This window comes from Thioalkalivibrio thiocyanoxidans ARh2 (assembly GCF_000385215.1).
In the GTDB taxonomy this organism is placed as follows: domain Bacteria; phylum Pseudomonadota; class Gammaproteobacteria; order Ectothiorhodospirales; family Ectothiorhodospiraceae; genus Thioalkalivibrio; species Thioalkalivibrio thiocyanoxidans.
Genome location: NZ_ARQK01000051.1, coordinates 26,870 through 52,554, shown reverse-complemented (window position 1 = coordinate 52,554; position 25,685 = coordinate 26,870). Strand labels below are relative to the sequence as shown.

Below are 25,685 nucleotides of genomic sequence, written 5' to 3'. Positions count from 1 at the left end.
TCAGCCCGCCTCGCGACAGGCGGACGGCACCGCCGCGGGATCGTCCGCGGCGTTGGCCGTGGCGCCGGAGAGGTCCAGCCATACCTGACCGTCGGTCACCCGGATCGGGAAGGCATGGGTGCAGCCACTGTCCGCCCCGGTGGCCTCGCCGGACTGCAGGTCGATCACCCAGTTGTGCAGCGGGCAGGTCACGCGCTCGCCGTGGACGATGCCCTGCGACAGCGGTCCGCCCTTGTGCGGGCACTGGTCGCGCAGGGCAAAGACGCGGTCATCCGCGGTGCGGAACACAGCGATGTCGCCGTTCGGGCCCGCCACCACGCGCGCACCCAGCGACGGGATGTCCTCGAGCGGACAGATCGCAAGCCAGCTCATGCCGACACCCCCTGGCGCGGGGCTGCGTCCACCGGCGTGATCGGGATGAACTCGTGCGCCGCATGCCCGGCGGCCCGCTCGGCCCAGGGGTCCACCTGCGCCACCTCCTGCGACTCCAGGAAGCGGGCGTACAGCGCGGCGCGGTTCCCGGCGTCGTCCACCAGGCGTTCCTTCACCCGGGTCAGCCCGACGCGCTCGATCCACGGGGCGGTGCGCTCCAGGTAGCGCGCGTCTTCGCGATAGAACTGCATGAAGGCCCCGGCGTACTCGAGCACCTCGGCCTCGGTCTCCACCTTGCAGAGGAAGTCGGTGGCACGGACCTTCACCCCGCCGTTGCCGCCCACGTGCAGCTCGTAGCCCGAGTCCACGCAGACCACGCCCAGGTCCTTGATCGTCGCCTCGGCGCAGTTACGCGGGCAGCCGGAGACCGCCATCTTGAACTTGTGCGGGGTCCAGGAGCCCCAGGTCATCCGCTCCAGCTGGATGCCAAGCCCGGTCGAGTCCTGGGTGCCGAAGCGGCACCACTCGGAGCCGACACAGGTCTTCACCGTGCGCAGGGCCTTGCCGTAGGCATGGCCGGAGACAAACCCGGCGGCACCAAGATCGCGCCACATCGCCGGCAGGTCGGCCTTCTGCACCCCCAGCAGGTCGATGCGCTGGCCGCCGGTGAACTTGACCGTGGGCACGCGGTAGCGCTCGGCCACCTCGGCGATCGCGCGCAGCTCGGCCGGGGTGGTCACGCCGCCCCAGATGCGCGGTACCACCGAATAGGTCCCGTCCTTCTGGATGTTGCCGTGGGCGCGCTCGTTGATGAAGCGCGACTGGGCATCGTCCTGGTAGTCCTTCGGCCAGGCCGCCAGCAGGTAGTAGTTGAGGGCCGGACGGCAGACATGGCAGCCGTTCGGGGTCTTCCAGTCGAGGGCCTCGAACACCGCGTCCATGGTCTTCAGCCCGTCGCGGGCAATGGCCGCGCGCACCTCGTCGTGGCTGTGGTCGGTGCAGGCGCAGACCGGCTTTTTCGCCGGGGCGTCGGAGTAGTCGCCGCCCAGCGTGGTCGCGAGCACGGACTCCACCAGCCCGGTGCAGGAGCCACAGGAGTTCGACGCCTTGGTGTGGGCGCGCACGTCCTCCAGCGTGAACAGCTTGTGCGCGCTGATCGCCTGGACGATCTCGCCCTTGCACACGCCGTTGCAGCCGCAGATCTCGGCCTCGTCGGGCATGGCCGCAACCCGCGAGGCCTCGTCGCCGTGGCCGGAGTCGCCGACATGCGCCTGGCCGAACAGCAGGTTCTCGCGGACGTCGGCCACCGGCGTGGCGTCCCGCATCAGCTGGAAGTACCAGGAGCCGTCCAGGGTATCGCCGTACAGCACCGCCCCCTGGATGCGGTTGTCCTTCAGCACCAGGCGCTTGTAGACGCCGCGCGCGGCATCCTTGAACACCAGGTCCTCGGTGGTCTCGTCGCCGGTGAAGTCGCCGGCGGAGAACAGGTCGATCCCGGTCACCTTCAGCTTGGTGGAGGTCATCGAGCCCTCGTAGCGCCCGATGCCGTACTCGGCCAGGTGGTTGGCGCAGACCTTCGCCTGCTCCCACAGGGGTGCGACCAGGCCGTAGGTGGCGCCGCGGTGCTGCACGCACTCGCCGACCGCGTAGATCGACGGGTCATAGGTCTGCATGGTGTCGTTCACCACCACGCCGCGCTCGCAGTGCAGCCCGGCGGACTCGGCCAGCGCGGTGTTCGGGCGGATGCCGACCGCCATCACCACCAGATCGGCTGCGATCTCGCTGCCGTCGGTGAAGCGCACGCCGGTGACGCGGTCCTCGCCCAGGATCGCCTCGGTCTGGTGCGCCATGCGAAAACGCATGCCGCGCTCCTCCAGCGAGCCGCGCAGCATCCCGGCGGCCTCGGCATCCAGCTGGCGCTCCATCAGGTGATCCATCAGGTGCACCACGGTGACCTCCATGCCCTGGCGCATCAGGCCGTTGGCGGCCTCCAGTCCCAGCAGCCCGCCGCCGATCACGACCGCATGCCGGTATGCGCGGCTGGCCGCGAGCATCGCGTCCACATCGTGGATGTCGCGGAAGGCGGCTACGCCCTCCAGTTCGTGCCCCGGCACCGGGATCATCACCGGGTCGGAGCCGGTCGCCAGCAGCAGGCGGTCATAGGGCGCCTCGGTGCCGTCCTCGGCGATCACCCGCCGGTTCACGCGGTCGATCCGCTCGATGCGCCTGCCCTTGTGCAGGGTGATGCCGCGCTCGGCATACCAGGCATCGTCGTTCAGCATGATCTCGTCGACGGTCTTCTCCGAGGCCAGCACCGGCGAGAGCATGATGCGGTTGTAGTTGCCCCAGGGCTCGGCACCGAACACGGTGATGTCGTACATGTCCGGCTTGAGCTTCAAAAGCTCCTCGACCGTGCGCATCCCGGCCATGCCGTTGCCGATCAGGACCAGCCGCGGCCTGTTGTTCGCGGTATCCATCAGGCGGCCTCCGATTCGGGATTCTTGTGGCGCTCGTGGAGGAAGCGCAGCACCTCGGCCCGGTAGTGGTTGTACTGGGGGTTGTCGGCCATCGCCAGGCGCTCGCGCGGCTTCGGCAGGTCGATCTCCAGGATCTCGCCGATGGTCGCGGCCGGGCCGTTGGTCATCATCACGATGCGATCGGACAGCAGCACCGCCTCGTCCACGTCGTGGGTGACCATCAGCACGGTATTGCCCAGCTCCGACTGGATGCGCATCACCTCGTCCTGGAGATGGGCCCGGGTCAGCGCGTCCAGCGCGCCGAAGGGTTCGTCCATCAGCAGGACCTTCGGCTCCATCGCCAGCGCCCGGGCGATGCCCACGCGCTGCTTCATGCCGCCGGAGATCTCGTCCGGGCGCTTGTCCAGCGCGTGGCTCATGCCGACCATGTCCAGCGTCTGCAGGATCCACTCGCGGCGCTCGGCGGCGGACTTGGTGCCCTTGAAGGTCTTGTCCACCGCCAGCGCCACGTTGTCGCGCACGGTCAGCCAGGGCAGCAGGGAGTGGTTTTGGAACACGACACTGCGATCCGGACCCGGCTTGCTGACCTCCTTGCCATCCAGGATCACCGCGCCGGTGCTGGTCTCCAGCAGCCCGGCGACGATGTTGAGCACCGTCGACTTGCCGCAGCCGGAGTGGCCGATGATGGAGATGAACTCGCCGCGGTCCACGTGCAGGTCGACGTCGCGCAGCACCTCGCTGGCCGAAGGGCCTTCGCCAAAGGTCTTGTGGACGTGTTCGATGGAGAGATAACTGGTCATGATGTTTCTCCTGTGAGGGGGCCGGCTCAGCCGGCCTGCGTGCCGCGGGTGACCCAGTTGCCGACGATCGCGACCAGGCGGTCGAGGAAGAACCCGACCAGGCCGACGTAGACCAGGGCCAGCACGATGTCGCTGAGCATGGAGGCGTTCCAGGCATCCCAGATGAAGAAGCCGATGCCGACCCCGCCGATCAGCATCTCGGCGGCGACGATCGCCAGCCAGGCGAGGCCGATGCCGATGCGCAGACCGGAGAAGACATACGGCGCGGCGGCCGGGAGCATGATCTTGGTGAAGTACTCGAAGCCGTTCAGGCGCAACACGCGGGCCACGTTGACGTAGTCCTGCGAGATGTTCCGGATGCCGACCGAGGTGTTGATGATGATCGGCCAGATCGCGGTGATGAAGATCACGAAGATGGCCGACGGGTTGCTGGCCTGGAACGCGGCCAGGGAGATCGGCAGCCAGGCCAGCGGCGGCACGGTGCGCAGCACCTGGAACAGCGGGTCCAGCCCGCGCATCGCCCAGGTGGACTGGCCAACCAGCACCCCGAGACCGATCCCGGCGACTACCGCCAGGGCGTAGCCGTAGGCCACCCGCTCGAGACTCGCGAGCAGTTGCCAGGCCATGCCCACATCGTTGCCGCCGTAGTCATAGAACGGATTGACGATCAGCTCCCAGGTGTCGGTAATCACCTGACTTGGGGCGGGCAACACGGCTCCCTGGGAAGACGACATCATCTCCCAGATGAGCAAAAAAACGGCGGTCACGATCATCGGCGGCAGGACCACCGTGGCGGCGTTGCGCAGGCGCCGCGACCAGACGCCGGGATCGGCGGGTGCCCCGCCGGACCGGGCCGGAGGCGCTGTCTGTCGGGCCACCGGGGCCGTGGAGGTTTCCCTCGCCGCCGGGCGTTCGCGCCCGGCGCCGAAGGTCATATTGCGATCGAGAATGGCACTCATCTTCGAATCCTCTTGAATCGTCTGTGCAGGGACGTCGGGCCGTCGCGTCAGGACGCGAGCGCCTTGATCTCCAGGCTGTCGAGATAGGCCTGCGGGTCTTCCGGGTCGAAGACCTTGCCGTCGAAGAACTCTTCCTTGCCGCGCGAGGTGGACTCGGGGATGTCGGCCGAGTCGATGCCGAGCGTGTCGGCCGCCTCGCGCCAGATGTCCTCGCGGTTGACCTCGTCCACCAACGCCTGCATGTCGAGATCCGGCGGCATATAGCCCCAGCGGATGTTTTCGGTGAGGAACCACAGATCGTGGCTCTTGAAGGGATAGGAGGCCTGGTCGCTCCAGAAGCGCATGCGGTCGGGGTGGTCCTCGACCACGCGGCCGGTGCCGTAGTCGAAGTGCCCCTGCATGCGGTCGATGATGTCGCCGTACGGGGCATGGATGTAGCGCCGGCGCGAGCAGATCTCGGCGACCTCCTCGATGTTCGCCGGGTCCTCGCAGTACATCTGCGCCTCCATCACCGCCATGGTCAGGGCGCGGGCCGCGTTCGGGTTGGCCTCCACCCAGTCCGCGCGCATGCCCAGCGCCTTCTCCGGGTGGTTGTGCCAGAGCTCGCCGGTGGTGTTCGCGGTGTAGCCAATGCCCTGGTTGATCAGCTGCATGTTCCAGGGCTCGCAGACACAGAAGGTGTCCATGGAGCCGACCCGCATGTTGGCGACCATCTGCGCCGGCGGCACGACGATGGTGGAGATGTCGCGGTTCGGGTCGATCCCGCCGGCCGCCATCCAATAGCGAATCCACAGGTCATGGGTGCCGCCGGGGAAGGTCATCGCCGCGCGGACCTCGTCGCCGCCGGCGCGCTTCTCCGCCAGCGCCTCCTTGAACTCCCCGGTATCCAGGCCGACCTTCAGATCGGCGTACTCATCGCCCACCGAGATGCACTGCCCGGCCAGGTTCAGCCGCGCGAGGATGCTCATCGGCGTACCGCGGCGATGGATCAGGTAGGGCATCGGCGTCAGGATGTGGGAGCCATCGATGCCGCCGCGGCGCGAGCCCAGTTCCAGGTTGTCGCGCACCGTGCCCCAGGAGGACTGCTTCAGCACCTGCACATCCGGCATGCCGTGATCGGCGAAGAAGCCCTTCTCCAGCGCGACGAAAAGCGGTGCGGCATCGGTCAAGGCAATAAAGCCCAGCTTCGCCTCGGTGGTCTCCGGCTTGCCGTTTCCGGCCTTCGCATAGCCCCAGGGCGCGGCCCCGGAAACGCCCAGCGCGGTCGCTCCAATCCCGGCGGCCATGCCGCCCAGGAAACGCCGGCGCGACAGGCCGGAGGTCTTTTTCGTGTCATTCGTGTAATCGGTCATTTCGGGTTCACTCCCCTCGTCAGATTTCCGCCCAGAAACGAAAAAAGGCGTCGCATCAGCCCGGCCGCGTTTGCAGCCGGGTGATGGACGCCTTTGTCCAGTCCCATCGGAGGCCCGGTCACCGGGTCTCCCTGTTGTCAGGCGACGAACCGCCGTTGGCTCGTCTTACCGATACTCTTGCAGGAGGTGTGCCAATTCGCCGTTACGAATCGACCCCGCGAGGCACAATCGCGCCATGGCACGGGAAAATCGGATGGTTTCGAACATCGGGTCGAACGTTTGCGGGAAGCCCGAAGTCCCGAAGCCGATCCCGGAGGCACCAACCTGGGGCGCGCTGGCGGTGCAGATGAACCGGGCTGGTGCACTACCTGTAGGAGCCGCCTTGGCGGCGAAGCCCCTGCCAGTGTCCGCCACTGGCAGGGGCTTCGCGGGCAAGCCCGCTCCCCCAGGGGCACCCCCACCGGCATCCCTTTCCCAAGGCTGGCTACAGGCCGCCCTTGCCCAGCAGGTCGGACATCGCGACGGTCGCCTCGGCGACCTCGGCCAGGCGCCGGTTCTGGTTCATCGCCGTCTGGCGCAGGAGCTTGTACGCCTGGTCCTCGCTGAGGCCGCGGTGCTGGATCAGCAGGGCCTTGGCGCGCTCGATGGTCTTGCGCTCGGCCAGGGCCTGACGTGCCGCATGCAGCTCGTCCTCCACCGACTGCAGCCGGGCCGCCTGGCGCTGCACCAGGTCCATCACCGAATGCCCGACGATCGGGACGTTGAGCACGGTCTCGCCATCCTCCTCGTGATCCAAGCCCTCCGGCGCGCCGAAGAACACGGCATACGGAACGCTGTCATGCAGCTCGGATTCCGCCAGCTGGGCGATGCGGTCACGCACCGCGCCCAGGTCCGCGCGATCCGCCGTGATGCGTGCCGAGCAACGCTCGTTCAGGTGCATCTCCAGCAGGTCCTCTATCTCCTTCATCGCGTCGATGCGCGCGGTTGTGCAGGCAAACCAGGTCTCGGCGCGGGCCGGGTCCGGCAGGGGATCGTCCCGGGAATCGCCCCGGGAATCGCCTTGGGTGCAGGCCTGACGACGCAGCCGCTCGACCTCCGCCGCGAAGCCCGCCCCCTGCAGTCCCTGCCAGGCCGCACAAGCCGACTCCGGCGCAAATTCCGAGAAGATCCGAAACGAGCGTTCCTGCGTATCGATCCGGTGCAGCAGGGACTGGCGCAGTTCGCCATCAAACGCGCCCCGGCCAAAGCCGGCGGCCCCGATCGCGCGTTCCTGGCCCGCCAGCTCCTTGCCCTGCATGAAGTTCAGCAGGGCCACCAGGGCCCGCGAGACCTCCGGGTCCGTGGCCGAATCGGCGGCCTCGAACACCACCGCCAGCAGCGACCGGATCAGCTCGCTGAAGCCGCGCATCGCCTCCATCGGCGAGAGCGTGCGTTCGCTGACCTCCGCCCGCAGGCTGGGCAGACCCGACAGGCCATGCAGCGCCAGCGCCATGCGCCCCAGCAGACGGTTGCGCGCGTAGGCACAGGCCCCGGGCTCCAGCCAGCCATCGAGGTGTTCGCGAAACACTTGGGCGGTAGTGTCGGATTGGGCCCGGTACTGTGCCAGCTCGTCCGCATAGCGCTGGCCACCGGAGCCGATCCAGAGGCTGGAGGCACCGCGTTCGCGCTGGAGCTGATGCACCAGCGCGCGGATGCGCCCGACCAGCTGCACCGCCTCCAGCAGACGCTCCAGGCTCACCACCTCGCACTTGCGCGAGGCGACCAGGAAATCGCCAATGGCCTCTTCGAAGGAAAAACTCGGGGATGTGTTCTGGGTCATGCTCGTCGTCCGTGGATCATTCCCGGAACAAACAAGCATGCGATGTGCCAGTTCGAGGGACTGGCACAGGAAGTGCGGGTAAAAACGGGCGGGGGATCACACCCCGCCCGCGGACCGGCCCGCTCGATCAGAAGCTCATGGAGCGGTCGAAATCGGCAACGGCCTGGACGTACTGACCCATGCCGGCCATCTCGGCGTTCGGCAGGAAGTTGTGCTCGCCGACGTCGCGGCCCTTGGCGCAGGCCTCGCAGGCCCAGAACGGGACGCCTTCCTCGACCAGCGAATCCACGATGTCCTTCATCGCCGGCATGTTGTGGCCGACGATCTTGTCGTAGACATTGCGGTTGGCGATGTTCACGGCCTCGCCCTGCAGCCAGACGGTCACGTCATGGCCCTGCTGCTTGGCCACGTTGGCGGCGATCATGCCGAGGGTGGCGCGGGTCGGGTCGTCGGTACCGGCGGTGACAGAAACAATAAAGCGCATGGGACTCTCCTTGGTCACGTCAAAGTGGCAGGCACCGTAGCGACCCAGGCCGGGACCGTCGAGTTCCCACAAGCCTCAAGGAGACGCCGATTCAAGGCGCGCCTTTCGACACAATGCTCATGCGATAGAGTTTGAAGGCCATCAGCAGCCAGGGGATGGCGTGCATGATCAGATCGAGGATATCGATCGGGCGGGTCAGCTCGCCCTGGAAGAGCCAGCGAATCTTCTCGACGATGTGCGGTTCGGGGACATACGGTGACAGCCCCAGGGTGGCCACGAACAGAACGAACAACCACAATGGGGCACGGTCGACCCAGGCAACAAAGGCTTTCATGGCGCGCATCCTACCCGAAGCCTGACCCGCCTTGCGACTGCCCGGCACCCAGGTCCGGGTGAACCACTCTCAGGACGTCGCGATACCGCGCAGGAGCGCTGGCGGGCAGTGCCCCAGATCGTCCGGACAGTCGATATCGACACGCGCCTCGAGCTCCGTCCATACAAGACCCTGCGCCCGGGCCCGCTCACGGGTCTGTTCCAGCACCCGATCGCTGCCCCACTCGACGGCCTCGAACAGCCCGGGGACGGGCCGCGCGGCGGCCAGCAGCACGTAACCACCATCCAGCGCCGGCACCAGTGCCACATCCTGCCCTCCGGCCAGCGCGTCACGTGCGGCGACCAGGTCCGCGACACCCAGCGTCGGGGCATCGGACCCCATCACCAGTGCCGGAAACGGCCCCGCCTCCAGTGCATGGCGCATGCGGGCCCCGAGGTCATCACCCACCTGGCTGTGCAGGGAACAGCCAAAGCGTTCGGCACAACGCTCGAGGAACGGATGATCGGTATCCGGGGTGCACCACAGCTCCACATGGTCCGGTGCCACCTGACGGGCCACGCCCAGCGCGTGCTCCAGCAGCCGCTCGTGCAGCCGTGCGGCACCCTTGGCACCCAGTGCGGGAATCAGCCGGGTCTTGGTCCGGCCCGGTTCGGGCGCGCGGGCAAAGACCAGCACGCGCAGCGCATCCGACGGCCGACGCTCAGGCATCGCCGCGATACAGTCGCGCCAGCCCGTCCGGGTTTGCACCCAGCCAGTAGGCCAGGCGCAACCGCCACATCAGCCAGATCGTGCGCCATGCGCCCTTCTGTTCCCAGCGCCGGGACGACGTGACCAGCCGGGTGCGCAGGCACCTTGGGCGCCCCACCGAGCGCTTCAGCCGCCGCGAGAGCTCGATGTCCTCCATCAGCGGCTGATCCGGCCAGCCGCCTACGGCATCGAACGCCGAGCGTGTAATGAATATGCCCTGATCCCCGGTCGCGATCCCGCTCAGACGCGAGCGCAGATTCATCATCGCGGCGATCAGCACGAATATCCCGCGACCGCCCGACAGGCGGACATCGAAACGTCCCCAGGCGCGATCGACCCGGGCCACCGCGGCGCGCAGGGCATGCACCGCCACCCCGGCTCCGTCCGGAAACGTGGTGTCGGCATGCAGGAACCAGAGTATCTCGCCGCGGGCGCGCTCGGCACCGACATTCATCTGCCGTGCGCGCCCCGGTGCACTGGACAGCACACTCACGCCGCGTTGCTCGGCCTGCTGGACACTCCCGTCCGAACTCCCCCCGTCGACCACGATCACCTCACAGTCGAGGATCTCGCCCAGCGGGTCCACCAAGGACGGGAGGGATTCGGCCTCGTTCAGCACCGGTATGATCACGGACAGGAAGGGGGACTCCCGCGACATGGTTGCCGTGGGACTCAGGCCGGCGACTCGACGGATTTCTGCCCCTGCCAGATCCGGCGCAGCAGCCGAGGCAGCAACAGCAGCAGGGCCAGCACGGCAAGAATCGCCAGCCCCAGCTGGACCCGGTTGTCCGCATCGCCCGCCACCATCTCTCGCGTGGCGTGCCCCAGCCAGGAATAGGCGAACAGGCTGGGGATCAGTGCGACCAGGGTCGTGACCGTGAACACGGTCAGCGGCATGCGCACCAGGCCCAGGGCGTAGTTGGTCGGGGCGAACGGGAATACCGGCACCAGACGCGTCAGTGCGACCACGCGCCAGCCCTCGGCCTCCACATCCTCGCGCAGCCGTGCACTGCGCGGACCCAGGCGCGGTTCCAGCCAGGGTTGCAGCAGGGTGCGCGCCAGCATGAACGCGATGATCGCGGCGATGGTTGCTGCCAGCAGGCTCAGGGCCCCACCGGTGAACGGCCCGAACAGCGCCCCTCCCAGCAGGATCCAGAAGGTACTGGGTAACGGAAACAACGCGAGGACGACGAACGCCAGCACAAACACCATGTAGGCGCCCGCCCCCCAGCTGGCGAGCCACGCCTCGACGTCCTGCAGCGGCAGCAGATCGGGCCACTCGGTGGTCAGTGCCACCCAGACCAGCGATCCTGCCAGCAGGATCGCGGCCAACAGCCACCAGCGTCCGGGATGATGTATCTGCATGGGTCCCTATTCTTTGTCGTCACCGCGCAGCCGCTCCAGCCGCTCGGCCAGCGCGCGCTCCGTGCCCTCGCGTTTCGCCCGATAGAAGCGCTGGTCCTCCAGCCCTTCGGGCAGATAGACCTGCCCGCGCGCGAAACCGTCCGGTTCGTCATGATCATAGCGATATCCCGCACCGAACCCCTCCTCGCGCATCAACTCCGTGGGGGCATTGCGAAGATGCAGGGGCACGCCGGGGCTGCCCGTCTCAAGGATGCTGGCGCGGACCTCGTTTAACGCGGTGTAGGCGCTGTTGCTCTTGGGGGCGGCGGCCAGCTCGATCGCCGCCTGGATCAGCGCGAGGTCGCCTTCCGGCCGTCCAAGCCGCTCCATCGTCTGCCAGGCCGCCAGCACCCGTGCACCCAGCCCTACGGCCGCCAGCCCGATGTCTTCGTAGGCCATGCGCAGCAGGCGCCGGCCGAGATAATCCGGGTCGCAGCCGGCATCCAGCATGCGCGTCAGCCAGTAGACGGCCGCGCCGGGATCGGATCCGCGCACCGACTTGTGCAGGGCAGAGATCTGGTCATAGAAGGCATCGCCCTGGCGGTCGAAGGCCAGGCTCTGCGCCCCCATCACCGCGCGCAGGGCATCGGCGGTGATCTCGCCGTCGCGCGCCAGATCCGAGGCGGTCTCCAGCCAGTTCAGCGCCCGCCGGGCGTCGCCGTCCGCCGCGCGGGCCAGCCGCTGGCGTTCGGTGGCCTCCAGCCGCAGGCCCCGCCCCCCGAGTCCGCGCTCGGTGTCGTCAAGCGCTCGTTCGATCAGCGCCTCGATCGCCTCGGCGCCGACGGACTCCATGCGATAGACGCGCGCCCGCGACAGCAGTGCGCTGTTGAGCGCGAACGAGGGGTTCTCGGTCGTGGCCCCGACGAAGGTCAGTGTCCCGTCCTCGATGTGCGGCAGCAGGGCATCCTGCTGGCCCTTGTTGAAGCGATGGATCTCGTCGATGAACAGCAGCGTGCTGACCCCGTTGCGCCGCCGGGCCTTGGCCGCGTCCACCACCGCGCGCACGTCCTTGACCCCGGCCAGCACCGCGGACAGCGTCACCAGACGCTGCGCCCCGGCCGCCGCTACCAGGCGGGCCAGCGTGGTCTTGCCGCAACCCGGCGGGCCCCACAGGATCATCGACGGGGTCTGCCCCTGCTCGATCGCCTGGCGCAGGGCGGCATCCGGCCCGACCAGGTGATCCTGGCCCACCATCTCGTCCAGCCGCGCCGGCCGCATGCGCTCGGCCAGCGGTGCGTTCGGGTCCGGGCCCTGTGCGACCGGTTCGGGCTCGGGGGGCAATCCGCCCGCATCCGGGCCGAACAAGTCGCCTTCGGAGATATCGCTCATCATTTCAGTGTACCGCGCCCGCCATTACCGAGGCATGGCAAACTGAGCAGTGAGCAGGCCCTCTGTTCGCAAGCCCTGCACGGTTGCGCCCTCTCCGCTGATCAAAGGTTTCCATGCCGCGAAACGGAATCACAGCATGAAGCTGCCCTGGCAATCCCTGCGCCTGCCGAAGGGCCTCGGCTGGCGCAAGATCATGCAGGCCGTCCTGCGGCCCGAGGCGGAGGCCCCCGATGCCGACGTCGTGGCCGAGCGGGCGCGCGAGCAGGCCCCCGTGCTGTGGCTGCTGGGCAAGGTGCAGTCGGGCAAGAGCACGCTGGTGCGCGCGATCACCGGCGACTCCGACGTGGCAATCGGGACCGGTTTCCAGAGCTGCACCCGGACGGCGCGCGCCTACGACTTCCCGGCCGAGGCCCCGGTGCTGCGCTTCCTGGACACGCGAGGTCTGGGCGAGGTCGCCTACGACCCCGACGAGGATCTCGCCGAGCTCGCGGGCCACGCGCACATGGTGGTCGCCGTGGCGCGCGCGATGGATCTGCAGCAGGAGCCCGTCCTGAATGCCCTGCGGGACATCCGCCGTCGGCATCCGAACTGGCCGGTCCTGCTGGTCCAGACCTGCCTGCACGACGGCTATCCCGACGGGCGCAATCATCCGCCCTACGCCGAACTGGACCGCAGCCCCGGGCTGGAGGAACTGGCCCGCGCGCGACGCACCCAGGCCGAGGCCTTTCGCAACCTGCCCGGGACCGGCCCGGTGCAGATCGTGCCCGTCGACATCACGCCCGAGGACGAGGGCTTCACCCCGACCCACTACGGCCTGGACGCCCTGCTCGACGCCCTCGAGAACCTGGCCCCCGAACGCATGGGGGTGATCCTGCAGGGGCTGCGCCAGTCCGCAGGCGGCGATGCCCGTCGGCTGCGCGCCCGATCGCACATCCTCGGCTACGCCAGCGTGGCCGCAACCACCGATGCCGTACCCCTGCTGGGCCTGTTCTCCGTGCCGGCGGTCCAGGGCAAACTGCTGCACAGCCTGGCCAGCATCTACGGGGTCACCTGGGACTCCCGCAGCCTGCGCGAGTTCTCCGCGGCCCTCGGGTCCAGCACTCTGCTCGGCCTGGGCCTCAGCCACGGGGCCCGGCAAATCGGCAAGCTGGTCCCGGTGTACGGCCAGACCGCGGGGGCCGCGGCGGCGGCCGCCACCAGCTTTGCCACCACCTATGCGCTGGGCTATGCCGCGCGCCACTACCTGGCCCGTCGACATGACGGGCGCGAGGCCACCGCCGGGGTAGAACAGGCCTACCGCGATGCCCTGCGCGAGGCCCTGAACCTCGCCCGGAACCGCCAGGCCGAACCCTCGGGGAGCGACACGCCATGAAGCGCCACTGGCTAACCCGCCTGAAGGTCACGGGAGTCGCCTTCGCCGCGGTCCTGCTGCTGTCGCCCTTTCTGGCGGCCTTCATCCTGGGTCTGCTCTGGCTCTACGAACACAATGCCCTGCTGATCTGGATCGCCGCGGCCGCGATCGCCGCCGGCAGCGTATGGGGCATGACGCTGTGGGCGCGCCATCGGATCAAGGTCCACACCCGCGAGCGGACGACCGAACCCGTGCGCGCCGCCGATGGCGACTGGGCCCCGCTCGAACACGCCGCCTGGGCCGAGGTGATGCGCCTGAGCGAGCAGGCCAGCGGCGACATCGTCACCGACTACGACCGCCTGCGGGCAGCAGGCGAAGAAACCCTGCGCACGGTGGCCGCGCACTATCACCCGGAACAGGAAGACCCCATCTGGGAGTTCACCGTGCCCGAGGCCCTGCTGCTCAGCGAGCGGGTCAGCGCCCGGCTGCGCAGGATCCTGCTGGAGGAAGTGCCGCTGTCGGATCGCGTGCGCATGGGCCAGCTCCTGCGTGTCTGGGGCTACCGACCCATGGTGGCGTCCGGGCTGTCCTACGGGCGCACAGCCTACAAGGCCTACCGCATCGCGCGCCTGGCCAATCCCCTGCATGCCCTGGCGGCGGAGCTGCGCGATCGTTTCTTCAACGAGCTCTCCGACACCGCACGCGAATACCTGCTACGACAGGTCGCGCGCATCTGGATCGAGGAGGTCGGACGCGCCGCGATCGAGCTCTACTCCGGCCGTCTCCAGCACGATACCGACGCCCTGGCCGAAATCGCGCAACAGGAAGTACAGGCGAGCGCCCCCTCGGAGGACCCGTTCCCGGGTCGACCGAAGATACTGGTCGCGGGCCAGCCACAGGCCGGCAAATCCACGCTGGTCAACGCACTGCTGGGAGAATACCGCGCAGCCACGGACGTACTGCCGCTGACCGCCGAGCAGGAGGGCTATCTGCTGACGCTCGCGGACGGCCAGGAACTGCTGCTGGTGGACACCCCGGGGCTCGGCGACCGCATGGACGTGGATACCCTGGTTGAAGCCGCCCAGACCGCGGATCTGGTGCTCTGGGTCGCACCGGCGCACCAGGCCGACCGCTCCCCGGACCACGAAGCCCTGCAGGCCGTACGGCGATTCTTTGAAGAGCGCCCGGAACGACGCCAGCCCCCCATTCGCATCGTGGCCAGCCACATCGATCGCCTGTCCCCGGCCCGTGAATGGGAGCCACCGTATGCCATCGATCCACCGGACGACCGACCCAAGGCGCACAATATCGCGGCCGCCCGCCAAGCGATCGCCGAGGATTTCGGCCTGCCCGAACAGGAGGTCATCCCCGCCCGACTCGATGGCCCGATGCCCTACAACATCGACGCCCTGACCACCGAACTGGAAGCGCTGATTCCGGCCATGCAGCAAACCCGCAGGACCCGTCTCCTTCGCTATCCTCCGGCGCACACCTGGCGCCGGCTCTGGCGGCAGGCGCACCAAGGCACCCGTCGCCTGCTTGGCCGCCTCTGAACCTCGCTGCCAATACAGGATCAATAGTCGACAAGCGGTCCACGAAGGTCCAAACCCGGAGGCGCAAGCGATGCGTGTCTTACTCACCCTCCTTCTGGCCGCTTCGGTCGGCTGGTGGACCCCGGGGGGAGCGGCACTCGCCGTGGAAGTGCTTGACCGGCATTTTGATACCGATGGTGACCGGTACGAACTGAGAGTGACCTTCCTCGTCGAGGCCCCGCCCGATGTTCTCTGGTCATATCTGACCGATTACGACGCGCTGAGCCGCTACTCGGAATCCATCCGCGAGAGCCGCCTCGTTTCCCGATCCGATGACGAAATCGAGGTCACAAGTGTCGTACACAGCTGCGTATTCGTGTTCTGCCGGACCATCCGCCGCCACGAACGGGTAACCGAGTACTACCCCGAGCGCATTGACGCCGAGGTCGACCCGGAGAACAGCAACGTTCGCGCCGGCTCGACCCGCTGGGAGCTGCAGCCCGAGGCCGGCGGCACCCGCCTGACGATCCAGATGCATGTGGAACCGGACTTCTGGGTCCCCGGCTTTATCGGCAAGACCCGCATCCAGCGCGCCACCCTGCGGGAGACGACCGAGCTGCTGCGCTACATCGAACGCGACTACCGCGCCAGCCGCTGACGCGCAGGCTCTCTACGAGCAACTGAACAATGGGTGCCCTGCCAGCAGCCGGTCAAGGCGATTTCGCAGTTCGTCGCGTACTGGACCGGCGCGATCCGCATCGAGACGGGAGGTAAAGAGGGACTCGTACCATTCCTCTTCTTCGTCCATGTCCCAGTCGACCTCGCGCAGCAGGGCCTGGCCGGCCTCGGGAATCGGGGCGGGGAGCTCGCGACCGGTCAGCAGGGCCCAGACCCCGGTCCAGCAGCGCGCCAGCGCCAGCGGGTGATAGCCGCCACCCCCCAGCACCAGGAGCCTCGGCGTGCCGTCGGCGTGGCGCGGGCTGGTCTCGATTACGTCGTCGATGCAGGCGAGGAAGCACTGGGTGGAGATGCCGAACTTGCCGAGCGGGTCCGGCAGCAGCGCATCGGTGCCGGCCTGGACCACGACCGCATCCGGCTGCCAGCGGTTGCGCACGGCCTCCCAGACGGCCGTAAAGGCGGCACGGAATTCCGTGTCGTTGGTCTCCTTCGGCAGCGGCAGGTTCACGGCGTTGCCCAGCGGTCCGGTGTCCTCGATGCGGCCGCCCTCGAAGGGGTAGCCGTATTCGGTGTCCATGTGCAGGGAGACGGTGAGCACGTCCGGGTCGTCGGTGAACGCGGCCTCGACCCCGTCGCCGTGGTGGGCGTCGATATCCAGATAGAGCACGCGCTGCCCGGCCTGACGCAGGCGCAGGATCGCCAGTGCCGGGTCATTGAAGTAGCAGAAGCCGCGGGCCTGGTCGGGGGCGGCGTGGTGCATGCCCCCGGCCGGGTTGAAGGCCATGCGCCCGTCCAGCACCACCTCGGCCCCCTGGATGGAGCCCCAGGTGGCGGTCGCCGGGGTGGCGAAGAAGCCGGCGAAGAACGGGTTCTCGAAGTTGCCGATGTTGTGGCGGTCGCGGTAGCGCTGGAACACCTTGCCGAGCGCCTCGGCGCGCTGCATCGCGGCCACGTACTCGCGGGTGTGGAACCACTCGAGTTCGGCCGGCTGTGCCTTGCGCGATACAGCCATTTCCTGCGGCGTGATCGCGTCATAGGCCTCGATCAGGTCGATGGTCAGCGAGACGCGCGGGATCCCGAGCGGGTGGTTGTCGCCGTAGCTGTGGCCGCGGTAGCGCGGGGCATGCAGCAGCGTGGCATGACGGCGGGCCGGCTCCGGGTGCCGGTCCGCGGCCCCGGTGGATGCGTCGATGGCTTCGGGGGTGGCACTCACTGTCGCAGCCTCAGGTAGATCTCGGGCAGACGGCGCGGCAGCTCGTCCACGTGGTCGATGATGGTGTAGTGACCGGGACCGAAGATCGCCGGCAGGTATTCCGAACCGGACGGGTCCAGGGTGATGCAGAACGGGTGCACGCCGGCGTCCACCGCCTCCTTCATCGCCATGCGCGTGTCCTCGTGCAAGTAGCGCTGGTCACCGCCGTCGTCGTAGTCGGCCGGGCGGCCGTCGGACAGGATCAACAGCAGCCGGCGCTGGGCCGAGCAACGGCGGAAGGCCTCCAGCGAATGGCGGATGCCCGCGCCCATGCGCGAGGCCAGGCGCCCGGAGACCCCGGCGATGCGGGCGCGGACGGTGTCGTTCAGGTCCTCGTTGAAGTCCTTCAGCCAGTAGTAGTTGACCTGGTCGCGCTGCTTGGAGGCGAAGCCGGAGATCGCGTAGGGGTCGCCGACCTTCTCGATAGCCTCGGCGAACAGCATCATCCCCTCGCGCACGCGGTCGACGATCTTGCCCTGCCCGCCCGGGTGGCGCGCCATGATCGAGGTGGACATGTCCGCCAGCATCATTACGCCGGTATCACGGTGCTGCACCGCACGGCGCCGGTAGATGAAGGCCTTCGGCGACAGCCCCGCCTTCTTGTCGGCGATGAAATCGATCACCGCCTCGGTGTCCAGCTCGTCGCCGTCCATCTGCTTGCGCTGCGGCGCCAGGCGCATCGGGCGCTGCATCTCGAGCCCGCGGGTCAGGCGTTTCAGGGTATCGGCGTTCTCCGACAGGATCGTGGCCGCGAGTTCCGGGTTTTCGTCGTCCAGCACCCGCTCGTAGAGGTTCACCCAGTCGGAGATGTAGCGCTGCTCGCGGTAGTCCCACTCGGGATACGGGATGCCATCCTTCTTCGGGGTGTAGGGCGCGGCGCGCTTGGCCACCTGCGCCGGCTGCGGGATGCCCGTGCCGATACGCCCGCCGGTGCCGGAGGTCTCCTGCTGCGGGGTCTGGATGTCGGCGTCCGGGTCCTTCTGCGCCTGCTCCGGGGCCTGCTGCGGCTGTTCCTCCTGCTTCTCGCGCTCGAACTGGTGCTCGTCGTGCGCCTCGTGGTCGCGGAAGTCGGCGAGGCTGCCATCGCGCTTCCGCTGCGGATACACCGGCAGCGACTGGTTCAGCGACAGCCCGGGCAGATAGGCCTCCGCGCGTTCCTCGATGGTGATCTCGGGAAAGGCGTCGTCGGCGAAGAGCTCCTCGCCGACCGCCCAGGCGGTGACGATATCCGCGTCCGGCTCCAGCACGCGCGCCAGACGCGGGTCCTGTGGCTCGTCGCGCAACAACGCCTGGTGGGCCCGCAGTGCAAAGTCGTAGTAGACGCTGGCCGCGCCCTCCGGGCGCCCGTGGACCTCGGCCAGCGCCACCAGGCGCGGCAGGAAGTTCGGGATGCGCGGGGCCAAGCGCGCGTTCACGCGCAGGTCCTCGGCCAGGTCGAACAGCACCTGGAAGCGGAACATGCGCGCCTCGAACTGTGCGAACAGCGGGCGCCAGGTGATGCGTGACTTGTCGTCCAGCGGCGGATGCTCGGCCCCGGCGCGTTCGAACAGGCGCTCGACGTCGGCGTGCGCATACGTATCGAAGGCGAGATGCGCGGCCGCGTGCTGGGTGGCGACCATCGCCTCCTCGCGCGAGTCCATCACCGCCGGCATAAACAGCCGCCGGCCGTCGGTCTCGAGCATCGGGCGACCCTCGCCCGGCTTCCAGCTGGAATCGGCCAGCGGGATGTCGGCGTCCAGCCAGGCCAGCAGCACCAGGCGCAGGAAGCGCCCGTGCATGCGCGGGCGAAAGCCCGGCAGCGCCTCCAGCAGCAGCTTCAGGCTCTCGTCGCTCTCCAGGCGAAAGTAGGCCTCGCCGCGCGAGCGCCCGGCCTTCAGCAGGTCCGCGCCGCGCCGCGCCCAGGACAGCAGGCCCTGGTCGCCGACCAGATTGCGGGCGATCGGCGCGCCCTCGAGATAGGCATCCAGCGTCAGGCCGCGTTCGTCGAACAGTGTCTCGGCCGGCTCGATCAGCGCGCGCAGGCCCTCGATGCCGCGTCCGGCGGAGAGCTTGTCGAACGGCGTCTCGAAGTAGGCACGGGCATCGGGCAGGCTGCGTTCGCACCAGCGCAGGCCGATCTCGGCCCACTCGCGCTCGCCGGCCTCGCCCCAGGCGTCATACACGCGATCGGCCTGGGCCATGAAGCCTTCCAGCGCATCGGCGGAGTTGACCCACTGCTTGAACCGGGCGGCCTGCTCCAGCCACAGGTCCACTGTCTGCATGTGCTCCGCGAGTCGTGCGGAATTGCGCATGAAGCTCTTGCCGGCCTCGCGGTCGTGGAAGAACAGCTCGCGCACGGTCTCGATCCAGCGCCGCGCGGTGGCGGCACCGAACGCGCGAATGGCCGGGAGGGCCTCCTTGGTGTCGCGGTGGGCGACGAAGCTGATGTCCTCCAGGTGCTGGAGGACCTCCTCAATCTCGACGAGGTCTTCGGCTTCCGTGTTCGCCCCGCCGCTGTTGCGGGCGTGATCGCTCACGCGGCTTCGGACTCGGGGAAGTGGGCGTCGAAGATCTCTTCCAGCGCCTGGATCAGCTCGGGGTCATCGGTGATCGGGGCGATCATCGCGGCGCGGCAAGCCACGCGCGGGCTCAGCCCTGCCTGCATCAGCTCGCCGGCATAGGCGAGCGCACGGGTAGAGGTCGCCTCTTCCAGTCCGTGGTCCTTGAGTGCACGTGCCTTGCGTCCTGCCGCGACCAGTTTTTCCACGCGATCGGCATCCAGGCCACCGGATTCCTTGGCCACGATCTCGCGCTCGACATCTTCGGCCGGGTAGTCGAAGTGGATACCGACAAAGCGCTGCTTGGTCGAGGGCTTCAGGTCCTTCAACACGGTCTGATATCCCGGGTTGTAGGAGATCACCAGCATGAAGTCCTCGTGCGCATCGATGATCTGGGACTTCTTGTCCAGCGGGAGCTGGCGGCGATGGTCGGTCAGCGGGTGAATCACCACGGTGGTGTCGGTACGCGCCTCGACGATCTCGTCGAGGTAGCAGATCGCGCCCTCCTTGACCGAGCGGGTCAGCGGTCCGTCCTGCCAGACGGTCTCCTCGCCCTCCAGCAGGAAGCGCCCGACCAGGTCGGAGCTGGTCAGGTCCTCGTGGCAGGAGACGGTGACCAGCGGCTGGCCCAGGGTATGCGCGACATGTTCGAGAAAACGGGTCTTGCCGCAGCCGGTCGGGCCCTTGAGCATCACCGGCAGGCGCTTCGAGTACGCGGCCTGGAAGATCTCGATCTCGTCGCCCTGGGCCTTGTAGAACGGGGCATCGCCCGCGTCGCCGGGCTTCTCGATCACGTCGCGTTCCACACCGCGGATACGGTTAATCAGGTTCTTCATGGGGTCTCCGATGCCGACCGCGGGGGCCGGGGCTGGTGTATGCGCGGGAGCGGCGTTACCCTCCGCCGGGCTGGCGGCATACCCCTCGGCATCCCGTCGTGTTCCCGCAGGCTTTGTTGTATCATTGGCTGTTTATATTCTATCGAACCTGCGCACTTCCATGAACCAAACGCCCTTCCCGGTGCGGGATCGGGCAGGTGAAGGCGCCCGCAAATCGGATTCAGCGCGTCAATAGAGGACCCGGTATGAAACTTGTCAAACTCGTCAAGCTGAACAACCTGCAGTACAACCCGAATCGCGACCCGGAGGTCTACCGGCGCCCGATCAACGAGGAATTCCGGGTGCAGGCCCTGCTGAACGGCTCCGGCACCGCCCAGTGCACGTTCTCGGTGGAAGGCGAAGCCCTGTGCGAGAGCAGCGTGTCCCTGCCGGGCACCTTCGACTGCAAATTCAGCTTTGACACCGCCGGCACCCGCATGGGCGACCTGGTGATCGAGGCCAACGGCGAGACCTACCACGAGAAGATCCGTATCGACGTGCTGGAGCACGCCTGGATCGGCTAAGGCCGCGCCAAGCCCCCGCGATCCGCACGAACGCCGGATCCGCGAAACAAAAAGGCCCCGTGGCAGACGCCCGGGGCCTTTTTGATGGGACGCTCAGCCCCAGTCGTACATGCGGATGAACTCGGGGAGCTTTTCGACCATCTCCTCTCGTTCGAAGAAGCGATCGGCCCGCGCCAGACGCATCTCGTCGCGGATGTCCTGGTCCCCGCCAAAACAGAACACGGGCAGGTTGATCTGGTACTCCATGCGCAGGATGCGAATCACGTCCAGCGGATCGAACACCTCGATCTCGTCCAGGTCCAGCAGCAGGAAACGATAAAGCAGCACCTCGTTCCAGGCACCCAGGTCCTCTAGGTCGGTCACCGGGTGCAGGTGCCAGTCATCAGGCAGTGCGGCGCCGATCTGCTCGATCATTGCCTGATCGCGGCTCATCAGGATCAGGCGTTTTTCCAGCCGGCGCTGAATGGTCGGTTCGGACATCGGTTCGCCTCGTAAAGCTGTTGGGGGATGGCCGGTTACACACGCACGGCGATCAGGCGGCGGCGATCCCCCGGTAGAGGCCGTCGATGCGCGCGCTGACCTCGTCGACAATCACCGTGTCGAGCTGGCCGTTGAGGCGCGAGCGCACGCGCAGGCGCTCCGGGGATTCGCCCACCAGGGTCTCGCGCAGCACACGATCCACGCTCGGATCCTCGCACCAGATCCGCGCAATGTGGGTTCCGGTGATATGCAGGCGCAGGCGGCCGCAATGGCCGCGCGTCTCGAATACGTGGTTCTCGCGATTCACGCGGATCCCGTCGCGGATGGCCGGCCCGCCCTGGCTGTCGGCCAGGTCGGCGAGCTCCTCGCGCCCGGCCGCCAGCCACTCGTCGTAGTCCGCGGCACTTGGACGGTAACGCCGCGCGGGGGTGCTGAAGCGGCGCTCCAGCACCTCGCTCAGGGCGGCCTCCAGACGTTCCGGGGTCGGCGCCGCCTCGGGACACTGTGCGGCACAATCGGTCATGCCCTCCTCCAGTGCGGGGCGCAGCCACTCACGGTAGCCGTCGCTGGGGGCATGCACGCAGGCGAGGAAGCGTTCCACCGGGAAGCGGCGCAGGAAGCTGGCACCAAACACGCAACCCTCGTTCAGCGTGGCCGCGCCGGTGCCCATGATCTTGCGTCCCTGCACCCAGACGTCCTGGCCGCGCGCCTCGACGCCTTCGAGCCCCAGCTCGCGCAGCACATCCATCGCGATGCCCAGACCCAGCGCGAACAGGTGGCGGTGGCCACGGGCGAGGACCTGGCGGGGCTGCACCAGGAAGAAGCAGGCCTGGTCGGCATCCACCCAGACAGAGCCGCCCCCGAGCGGGCGGCGCACCACGGGCACGCCATTGGCCTCGCAGGCGGCCAGGTCCAGATCCACGGCCGGGTCCTGGCTGGCGCCCACGGAGATGTGCGGCTCTTGGGAGTGCACCCACAGCACGCGCAACGGCGACTCCGGCGGCGTGCTGCTCGCCAGACCGGTATACAGGGTGTGGAGTTCTTCCGCGGAGCGGGCCCCGGCATCAATCCATTCCGGGGTGACCGTGGATGCGACCAAGAATCAGCCCTCGGGTTTGTCCTGCTCGGACGGGTTCTCGTCGTCCTTGCCGGGCTTGTAGAAGTAGCGGAAGTAGAAGTCGCTGCGCGAGAGGTCTTCGTACAGCTTGGCACGTTCCTCGACACCCCCGCGCATGATCTCGACCATGGCCATGGCCTGCTCGCCGTCGATGATATGGATCCCGCCGGTCAGTTCCTGGTCGGTATTCAAAAAATGCGCGGCCAGCTCTTCCGGCTCCTGGATGTACACCAGGAAGGACTGGCAGTCAGGGTCCTCGAGATCCAGGGGCTGCATCACGATCTTGCCCAGCCAGGCCAGGCGCGCGACCTGGTTGAACTGGTGGATATCGAGCTTCTTGCCCTTCTTGTACTTGTTGAGTTCGTTACGGATCTCGCCGATGTTGGCGATCTTCATCGATTTCATGGGGCGTGCATCCTGCCGCGAATGAACCGGGAGCATAAACAAGTCCAGCCCTCGGCCGTAAAAAAACCCCGGCGGACCGGGGTTCTTGAGCGTAATCCGGGGCTATTGCCCGCGTTCATTCGCCATCCCTGGCGTTATGCTTCTACCAGTCGAAGCCATCGTCTTCGGGCTCCTCAAAGCCGGCCACCTCGCGCAGGGTGTCTTCCAGCCTCCCCGGGACACGGCGCAGCTGCATGAAGCTGTGGTCACCGAGCATGCGCAGATCCGGCCAGTGCAGCGCCGCACGAAAACGCATGTGCAGCGCCTCGATATCGCCCCCCTCCACCAGGATCTCCTGCGGCACATAGGCGGTGTGGCGAAGCTCGCGCACGTCGATCGTCTCCAAGGTATGGAGGTCGGCGGCCTCGGCCTCGGCGCCGTCATCGGCACGGATCGCCACGCCGATCAGCGTAGCGTCCGTTCCCGGGATATCCAGCCGGTAAATCTCCGACACGCCCCCACGCCGCTCGCCCAGACCGGCATCCAGCTCCTCCAGGGCGGCGCTCCGCGAGCCGTGGCTACCCAGGTCATACGGGGCGTTGAAGCGCTCCATGCCGAAGGTATAGCGATAGCGCTGCAGTTCCCTCGGGGTCATCCCGTCTTCCGACCCAAAGTGCTGTTCATCACCCAGCACATCCGCCAGCCGCGCGCTGACATCGCTCACCGAGGCGTCGATGCGGTAGGCATGCCGGAAGTACTCGAGGTTGTTGTAGCTGACCTGAACCTCGCCGTTGGTCGCAGTCACGGCCACCCGGATGGGTGCGATGTACGCTGCCCGGTCCTGGGAGCCCGCCACCGCCAGCAGGTCGTCGTGGGTGACCACGATCACATGGCGATCGTCGCTGACCGGGTATTCGCCCAGGGTCTGGAAATCGGCTTCTTCGAGTCGCTCGCGGACCGCCTCCACCTCACCGCTGACATCGGAGCCGGACGTGGTGTAGGCCAGTACCAGCGGCCGATAGACATCGTCCGCCAGCGCCGTGGCGGCCGTGCCCAGGGTCAGCAGACACGCGCCGAAGAACGCGAGAACGGCAGGCACGCGGATAATTCCGCGCAATGCGTGGATTGCTCGCATGGGATCCTCCTTTGGATTTTGCTTGCTCGAGCACAGGCTCGATCAGTATGCCTTCCGACGAAAGGGCCCGGGCCCCACCCCCCGATGGGTCCCGGTGTCCGGCACCGTCCGCCCTCCCTGGCGGCACCGGCCCCTCATCCAGGGCCGGCAGCTCACCCCGAAGCCCGCGCCGGGCACCGGTGCGGCCTACTCACGGCCGCCCGGGCGCAATCGATCAGAAGCGGTACGCGTACCCGACCTCAAGCTCGTACTGCCGCATCTCGATCTCGATGTCCTGACCCGCCATACCCGTAATGTCCTGACCACGCACCCGTTGTGTCGGCGCATACATCGCCGCGAAGTTTATCTCGTGCTGGCCGAACTCGCGGGTGAAACCGGCAGTGAAGTGATCGGTCATTACGGCCGGAGCCAGGATATTCAACATCACATCCTCAGAGCTGATCGGGTTTTCACCACGGTTGTAGCCAACGCGCCAGGTCCAGCCGTTGCCCCCATCGATCTGGGCGCCGAACTTGAAGATATTCACGTCGTCCCAACCAAACCCCGGACCGCCATCCGAACCAAATCGGTTGCCCTGTAGAAAGTTCGCGCTGGGGTTCGCAATCGCATCGATTTCCGAGTACCGAATCTTCTGGTAATCAGCGGAAAGCGTAACGCGAGGACTCACATCAACCGAGAAACCGAGACCGTAAGTCGACGGGATATCGAATTCACCCCCATTGGCAAACAACCCGGAGTATCGGTCGAGGTCGCCAGCCCGAATCTTGGAACGATAACTCGCACCGACCCGCGCTCCCTCCGCCAGTTCCGCCTGAAAGCCAATCTGCGCACCGTATCCCCAACTCGAATCCGTACGGCCACTCGTCACATTCCCGGGGTCTTCAGACGCCATCTCATTATCGAACGCATCCAAACCCTCGGCGCTAAAACGCTGATAGCTGATGATCGGGCTGAATCCAACGCTCACGCGACCATCGGCGAACTTCTGGGCATAGGTCGGGATGATGGCAAGCTGCTCGAGGTTCACGCCGGCAGTGCCGCCACAAAAGGCTCCGCCCTGGTTCCCTTGGCCCATCATTGCGCATTGCTCGCGACCGTAAGCCGGGTAATCCGTATTCATGCCCCCGTTCCCGAGCAATGCGAGCCCCCAGGACCGGGTTTCATCGATCTGCTGGACGAATGCCAGAGAAGGGATAAAGAAGTTTTCACTGTCACTATCCACGCTCCCCGGATTCACCATCGGGACTGGTGCACCTGGGTTGCTGGGCATGCCCGCCTCGAATGACCGTTCCGGGCGGAAGTAGGCGACCGACGCATCGAAGCGGGTTTCCATCCCGGCGATACCGGCGGGGTTGATGCCGGGGGCGTAGGCGTCCTGGGAGATGGCCATGCCAACCCCGCCCATGCCCTTGGCCTTGGTGCCATAGCCGTGCGAGAAGTAGCCGTTGGTGGCATTGGCAACGCCGGCGGTGCCCATCGCAAGGCCGACCGCGACCGTCACCAGACTGCGGCGAATGATGCGTGCTTCCATGTTGTTCTCCTTTGGTGGTCTTCTTGTTTTATGGCCCCGGCACCCCGGTTACCTGCGGCCCCCTTGTCTGCCGCCGGTCCGGTTTTGTGGTGCAGTGACCGCTCGCGGGTGGACGACCCATCCCCCCGGGAGTTCTTTCGGCGGGGCCCCTGAAAAATCCCCGCTCGAAACCTGAATATTCAAAACGCCTAATCAACCCCCTGACGTGCGAA

The 25,685-nt window shown here is 67.4% G+C and carries 24 protein-coding genes; 4 read left to right on the top strand and 20 right to left on the bottom strand.

The annotated features are described in order from the left end of the window. The 12 genes from nirD to G372_RS0107575 all read right to left on the bottom strand — a co-directional run bounded on the left by nirD (position 1) and on the right by G372_RS0107575 (position 12,080). Positions 1-372 carry a nitrite reductase small subunit NirD gene (gene nirD / locus G372_RS0107630; RefSeq protein ID WP_019623611.1) on the bottom strand — a complete coding sequence of 124 codons (372 nt, stop codon included), beginning with the start codon at positions 370-372 and terminating at the stop codon, positions 1-3. Then, a complete protein-coding gene (nirB, locus tag G372_RS0107625; RefSeq protein WP_019623612.1) occupies positions 369-2,849 on the bottom strand; it encodes a nitrite reductase large subunit NirB in 2,481 nt (826 codons plus the stop codon). The genes nirD and nirB overlap by 4 nt, the downstream gene beginning before the upstream one ends. Continuing rightward, positions 2,849-3,649 carry an ABC transporter ATP-binding protein gene (locus G372_RS0107620; protein ID WP_019623613.1) on the bottom strand — a complete coding sequence of 267 codons (801 nt, stop codon included), beginning with the start codon at positions 3,647-3,649 and terminating at the stop codon, positions 2,849-2,851. The genes nirB and G372_RS0107620 overlap by 1 nt, the downstream gene beginning before the upstream one ends. Before the next feature lie 26 nt (positions 3,650-3,675). Then, positions 3,676-4,608 carry a nitrate ABC transporter permease gene (ntrB, locus tag G372_RS0107615; protein ID WP_019623614.1) on the bottom strand — a complete coding sequence of 311 codons (933 nt, stop codon included), beginning with the start codon at positions 4,606-4,608 and terminating at the stop codon, positions 3,676-3,678. Between the two features lie 47 nt (positions 4,609-4,655). Then, positions 4,656-5,960: a CmpA/NrtA family ABC transporter substrate-binding protein gene (locus G372_RS0107610; protein WP_019623615.1), complete on the bottom strand. Its 1,305-nt coding sequence runs from the start codon at positions 5,958-5,960 to the stop codon at positions 4,656-4,658. Positions 5,961-6,444: 484 nt separating this feature from the next. Further along, positions 6,445-7,779, bottom strand: coding sequence for a nitrate regulatory protein (locus G372_RS0107605; protein WP_019623616.1), 1,335 nt, complete (start codon positions 7,777-7,779; stop codon positions 6,445-6,447). 127 nt (positions 7,780-7,906) lie between these two features. After that, on the bottom strand, positions 7,907-8,263 hold the full coding sequence (locus tag G372_RS0107600; protein ID WP_018174707.1) for a DsrE family protein: 357 nt from the start codon (positions 8,261-8,263) through the stop codon (positions 7,907-7,909). Positions 8,264-8,354: 91 nt separating this feature from the next. After that, positions 8,355-8,597, bottom strand: coding sequence for a hypothetical protein (locus G372_RS0107595; protein WP_019623617.1), 243 nt, complete (start codon positions 8,595-8,597; stop codon positions 8,355-8,357). A 69-nt stretch (positions 8,598-8,666) separates the two neighbouring features. After that, entirely contained in the window at positions 8,667-9,305 is a 639-nt protein-coding gene (locus G372_RS0107590) for a TIGR04282 family arsenosugar biosynthesis glycosyltransferase (RefSeq protein ID WP_019623618.1), read from the bottom strand. After that, positions 9,298-10,002, bottom strand: coding sequence for a TIGR04283 family arsenosugar biosynthesis glycosyltransferase (locus tag G372_RS0107585; protein ID WP_019623619.1), 705 nt, complete (start codon positions 10,000-10,002; stop codon positions 9,298-9,300). Before G372_RS0107585 ends, G372_RS0107590 begins: the two co-directional genes overlap by 8 nt. Positions 10,003-10,016: 14 nt before the next feature. After that, the gene (locus G372_RS0107580) at positions 10,017-10,709 is read right to left on the bottom strand and encodes a TVP38/TMEM64 family protein (protein ID WP_018864933.1); all 693 of its coding nucleotides are present in this window, start codon (positions 10,707-10,709) and stop codon (positions 10,017-10,019) included. A gap of 6 nt (positions 10,710-10,715) precedes the next feature. Continuing rightward, complete coding sequence (locus G372_RS0107575) at positions 10,716-12,080, bottom strand: replication-associated recombination protein A (protein WP_020008848.1); 1,365 nt, start codon at positions 12,078-12,080, stop codon at positions 10,716-10,718. A gap of 133 nt (positions 12,081-12,213) precedes the next feature. On the opposite strand from G372_RS0107575, the gene G372_RS0107570 reads away from it, so the two are divergent. From G372_RS0107570 to G372_RS0107560, 3 genes are all read left to right on the top strand, one after another. Then, the gene (locus G372_RS0107570; protein WP_019623621.1) at positions 12,214-13,449 is read left to right on the top strand and encodes a GTPase family protein; all 1,236 of its coding nucleotides are present in this window, start codon (positions 12,214-12,216) and stop codon (positions 13,447-13,449) included. After that, on the top strand, positions 13,446-14,981 hold the full coding sequence (locus tag G372_RS0107565; RefSeq protein ID WP_019623622.1) for a GTPase family protein: 1,536 nt from the start codon (positions 13,446-13,448) through the stop codon (positions 14,979-14,981). The genes G372_RS0107570 and G372_RS0107565 overlap by 4 nt, the downstream gene beginning before the upstream one ends. A 70-nt stretch (positions 14,982-15,051) precedes the next feature. Next, on the top strand, positions 15,052-15,618 hold the full coding sequence (locus G372_RS0107560) for an SRPBCC family protein (protein ID WP_019623623.1): 567 nt from the start codon (positions 15,052-15,054) through the stop codon (positions 15,616-15,618). Between the two features lie 12 nt (positions 15,619-15,630). Here the strand turns inward: G372_RS0107560 and G372_RS0107555 are convergent, their stop codons facing one another. Genes G372_RS0107555 through G372_RS0107545 form a run of 3 tightly spaced genes read right to left on the bottom strand, consistent with a single transcriptional unit; the run spans position 15,631 to position 20,263 of the window. Continuing rightward, positions 15,631-16,851, bottom strand: a complete 1,221-nt coding sequence (locus tag G372_RS0107555) for an acetoin utilization protein AcuC (protein WP_019623624.1) — start codon at positions 16,849-16,851, stop codon at positions 15,631-15,633. Then, the gene (locus tag G372_RS0107550) at positions 16,848-19,406 is read right to left on the bottom strand and encodes a nitric oxide reductase activation protein NorD (protein WP_019623625.1); all 2,559 of its coding nucleotides are present in this window, start codon (positions 19,404-19,406) and stop codon (positions 16,848-16,850) included. Before G372_RS0107550 ends, G372_RS0107555 begins: the two co-directional genes overlap by 4 nt. Continuing rightward, positions 19,403-20,263, bottom strand: a complete 861-nt coding sequence (locus G372_RS0107545; protein ID WP_012982064.1) for a CbbQ/NirQ/NorQ/GpvN family protein — start codon at positions 20,261-20,263, stop codon at positions 19,403-19,405. Before G372_RS0107545 ends, G372_RS0107550 begins: the two co-directional genes overlap by 4 nt. 245 nt (positions 20,264-20,508) lie before the next feature. Here G372_RS0107545 and G372_RS0107540 point away from each other — a divergent pair, with 245 nt between their 5' ends. Further along, positions 20,509-20,826 carry a hypothetical protein gene (locus G372_RS0107540; protein ID WP_019623626.1) on the top strand — a complete coding sequence of 106 codons (318 nt, stop codon included), beginning with the start codon at positions 20,509-20,511 and terminating at the stop codon, positions 20,824-20,826. Positions 20,827-20,919: 93 nt separating this feature from the next. Here the strand turns inward: G372_RS0107540 and G372_RS0107535 are convergent, their stop codons facing one another. The 5 genes from G372_RS0107535 to G372_RS0107515 form a co-directional block, all read right to left on the bottom strand. After that, positions 20,920-21,306 carry a hypothetical protein gene (locus tag G372_RS0107535; protein ID WP_019623627.1) on the bottom strand — a complete coding sequence of 129 codons (387 nt, stop codon included), beginning with the start codon at positions 21,304-21,306 and terminating at the stop codon, positions 20,920-20,922. 52 nt (positions 21,307-21,358) lie between these two features. Next, entirely contained in the window at positions 21,359-22,405 is a 1,047-nt protein-coding gene (locus tag G372_RS0107530) for a lipoate--protein ligase family protein (RefSeq protein WP_019623628.1), read from the bottom strand. Positions 22,406-22,408: 3 nt separating this feature from the next. After that, positions 22,409-22,828, bottom strand: a complete 420-nt coding sequence (locus G372_RS0107525) for a hypothetical protein (RefSeq protein ID WP_018864924.1) — start codon at positions 22,826-22,828, stop codon at positions 22,409-22,411. A 142-nt stretch (positions 22,829-22,970) separates the two neighbouring features. Beyond that, the gene (locus G372_RS0107520; RefSeq protein ID WP_019623629.1) at positions 22,971-23,942 is read right to left on the bottom strand and encodes a DUF302 domain-containing protein; all 972 of its coding nucleotides are present in this window, start codon (positions 23,940-23,942) and stop codon (positions 22,971-22,973) included. 214 nt (positions 23,943-24,156) lie between these two features. Next, positions 24,157-25,473 carry an OmpP1/FadL family transporter gene (locus G372_RS0107515; RefSeq protein ID WP_019623630.1) on the bottom strand — a complete coding sequence of 439 codons (1,317 nt, stop codon included), beginning with the start codon at positions 25,471-25,473 and terminating at the stop codon, positions 24,157-24,159. Between the last annotated feature and the right edge of the window lie 212 nt (positions 25,474-25,685).